The sequence below is a fragment of the Thalassovita litoralis genome (assembly GCF_900182725.1).
In the GTDB taxonomy this organism is placed as follows: Bacteria; Pseudomonadota; Alphaproteobacteria; order Rhodobacterales; family Rhodobacteraceae; genus Thalassobius; species Thalassobius litoralis.
In genome coordinates this window covers 1-3,007 of sequence record NZ_FXTO01000068.1, presented here as the reverse complement: position 1 = coordinate 3,007, position 3,007 = coordinate 1, and the positions used below count along the sequence as shown (strand labels likewise).

The following is a 3,007-nucleotide window of genomic DNA, read 5'->3' as shown; positions in this document are numbered from 1 at the left end:
TGCTAGGAGGATAGGTTGCAAGATGCAACAAATAAAGGGGGAAACTTCAATTTGCTACATGTTACTACTGCTACCTGGTGCGGCCGAGAAGACTCGAACTTCCACTCCGGTTAAGGAACAGCGACCTCAACGCTGCGCGTCTACCAATTCCGCCACGGCCGCACGTAAGCAGGTAGTGACGCGCCGTATAGACGAGCTTCGGGCAGATGTGAAGGGGCAAATTTCCATGTCCGCGCAGGAAAAAGGGCCGGTGCGATACCGGCCCTTTTTCACATCTTCAAACCAGAGAAAGCAAAGCTTACTCCATCTTAAAACTGGGCAACGCCGAGGCCGGGCTGGCCTGTGGGATACCGCCGCCAGTCAGTACTGCGGATGCGGCGCGGATCACAGCCAGCCGCTCTGGCTGACCGGGGGCGAAAACGGCCTCGCTCCCGCTCTCCAACGACTGAAGCGCCGTGTTATACCAATCCTGTGCGCGGTCTGCGGATTGCGCTGTGCCAAACCCCTGTGACAGGTGATGCCCCACCAGTTCAGCATAGGGCGCCTGACCGATACCGACCATCAGCAAGGCCGACCCCAGTGCCACATCCATCTTGTCCCGGCGATAACCGGAATAGAGGCAAATCTTGGCCGTATTCGCCAATTGCGCGATGGACATGTTAGAATTCAAAACGAATTTCTGCACCTCGCCCTTTACGGTCATCGCATCTTGTGCGCCCAACATATCCACATAGGGCTGTGCCGCCGGGCCGAACGCATCGCATTGCGCATCAATCTGCGCCTGCGACGCCCCCTGCACCTTGGACACCATGTTTTCACCCATGCCAATCGCATAGGTCCGGGTCAGGCAGAACTGTTCGCTCAGCGCCAGATCGGGGTCCGACAGGTTGGACGCCTTCATGAACCCGCCATTGGAATTGGTCAGCAAGCTGACCTTGCTGCAATGGCTGGCCAGCGATGCCTGCTGTGGTGCATCCCCGGCCATAGCAAAGGGTTTGATCCCCGACAGGCCAGCACCAGCCCCCTGCCCCATCCCCTGACCGGGCGCTTGCCCGGATGTCATCACGGTTTGCGGCATGGTCGGTTGCATCGGGTTGACCGGTGCCGGTGCCTGCGTCACCATCGTGGCCCCGCCTGAATCGTTCATCCGGCACACGCCCTGATGGCAGGCAAAGCTGGCGGCCGTTACGCCACGCGCCATGAAATCATTGCGCTGATACCCCTGCGGGGTCGAGGCGAACACCATCACCGAACAATGCGACGCCCCACACCAGAACGAACTGCCAGACACGGACGTATCCAGAATATAATCGTTTTTCCCGTCACCGTTCAGATCAGCCAATTGAATGAAACCAGATCGCTGCATCAACTGTTCGGCGCTGGGGTCCGAACTGGCCGCGATTTCATCAATCGCCTGACTGACCTCCATCGGCATACCGCCATAGCCAGAGCCATAGCCCGCGGTGCGGGTGCCTGCGGCCTCGTCCCGCCATGTGATCAGCAAACCGCGCGACCCTTGCGGGCTTTGCATCGCCTTGATGACCTGCGGACCACCGATTTGCGCACGGCTGTACGAGGACACAAGGAAATCGCGTTCATACTGGCTCAGGTGTCCGGTCGCCGGGAAGCCCATGTAAACCTGATATTGCGAAACTGCCGAACGTGACCGCGACCCCATCACCCCATCCGGGGTGCCCGCGGGAAACCCGAAATAATTCAACGCGGTTTGCGTTTCCCGGTTTTGCTGACGGGTCACGGAATTGGCGGAACTATAGGTTCGTTTCTTTTGTTTGTTTCGGGCGGCTTCATTCATCAGCGCCCCGCCGATGATGCCCCCCACGATAGCGGCCCCCAGATTATCGGCAAATGCCGGTGCCGCGGTTGAACTGGCGATCAAAGCGGCCGCCACTGCGGTTTTAAGCGACTTGGAAAACATCCTTCTCGCTCCTTATAACTATGAAACAATGGAATCAGGTTAGCCCACGTTTCCCCGTGCGGCGAGAAAAAAACGCCTATTTGCGCTTTTGCGCAACCGACGCAGGAGTAAAAGCCCCCTATGGTGGAATGGATCACGACAGAAGGTCTGACGGATTATGACGATGCCGTTGCCTTCATGGAAAACCGTGCGGCGGGGATTGCGGCGGGAACGATGGGGGAATGTATCTGGCTGGTGGAACATCCGCCGCTGTATACCGCTGGGACTTCGGCGAAACCGGCGGATCTGACGGACCCGGATCGCTTTCCGGTCTATCCGTCCAAACGCGGCGGGCAATATACCTATCACGGGCCGGGGCAGCGGGTGGTCTATGTGATGCTGGACGTGGGCAAGCGCGACCATGACGTGCGCCGATTTGTGCAGCAGCTAGAGGATTGGGTGATCGCCACCTTGGACCAGTTCAACGTCAAGGGCGAAATCCGCGAAGGGCGCGTCGGCGTCTGGGTCACGCGCCACGACAAACCCTTGGGGATCAATGGGCAGCCCCAAGAGGACAAGATCGCCGCTATCGGAATTCGACTGCGGAAATGGATTAGCTTTCACGGCATTTCCATCAATGTGGAACCGGACCTAAGCCATTTCAGCGGCATCGTTCCCTGCGGCATTACCGAACATGGCGTCACCAGCCTGGTCGATCTAGGCCTGCCCATCGAGATGGTCGATCTGGACGTGGCATTGCGCAGCACCTTTGCGACCGTGTTTGAAGCGTCCGAAATGCGCGCTTAGCACGCCGGAGTATCGCCCTTTTTTGCTGCCCTGACGACCATGAAGGGACGATTTCTGTCTTGGTTATTAGCAGCAAATAGGTTCACTGAGATGAATAAACATTGCGACGCAAGCGTTGCTTTTATGTTTTCATCACATCATTAATGCACCTTAAACGGCAGTGGAATGGCCTTCTGTCACCATTTAGGCTCAGGACTCATAACCAAAACATGACTGTTGCGGCGAGAGCGATGGCCGAGAGGAAGACTTCGGGGCAGCGGTCATATCGGGTGGCGACCCGCCGCC

At 57.8% G+C, this 3,007-nt stretch carries 2 protein-coding genes, 1 tRNA gene and 1 pseudogene; 1 reads left to right on the top strand and 3 read right to left on the bottom strand.

The window, feature by feature from the left end; translation table 11 throughout:
* Positions 1-75: 75 nt before the first annotated feature.
* Both FN828_RS20280 and FN828_RS20275 read right to left on the bottom strand, forming a co-directional pair.
* Positions 76-162: transfer RNA gene (locus tag FN828_RS20280), tRNA-Leu, on the bottom strand.
* A gap of 136 nt (positions 163-298) precedes the next feature.
* Positions 299-1,936, bottom strand: a complete 1,638-nt coding sequence (locus FN828_RS20275; protein ID WP_142495115.1) for a peptidoglycan-binding domain-containing protein — start codon at positions 1,934-1,936, stop codon at positions 299-301.
* A gap of 120 nt (positions 1,937-2,056) precedes the next feature.
* Between FN828_RS20275 and lipB the strand changes: the two genes are divergently transcribed.
* Positions 2,057-2,722: a lipoyl(octanoyl) transferase LipB gene (gene lipB, locus FN828_RS20270; protein WP_142495114.1), complete on the top strand. Its 666-nt coding sequence runs from the start codon at positions 2,057-2,059 to the stop codon at positions 2,720-2,722.
* Positions 2,723-2,918: 196 nt separating this feature from the next.
* Here the strand turns inward: lipB and FN828_RS20265 are convergent.
* Positions 2,919-3,007 (bottom strand): annotated as a pseudogene (locus FN828_RS20265) (IS5/IS1182 family transposase); the annotation flags it as partial.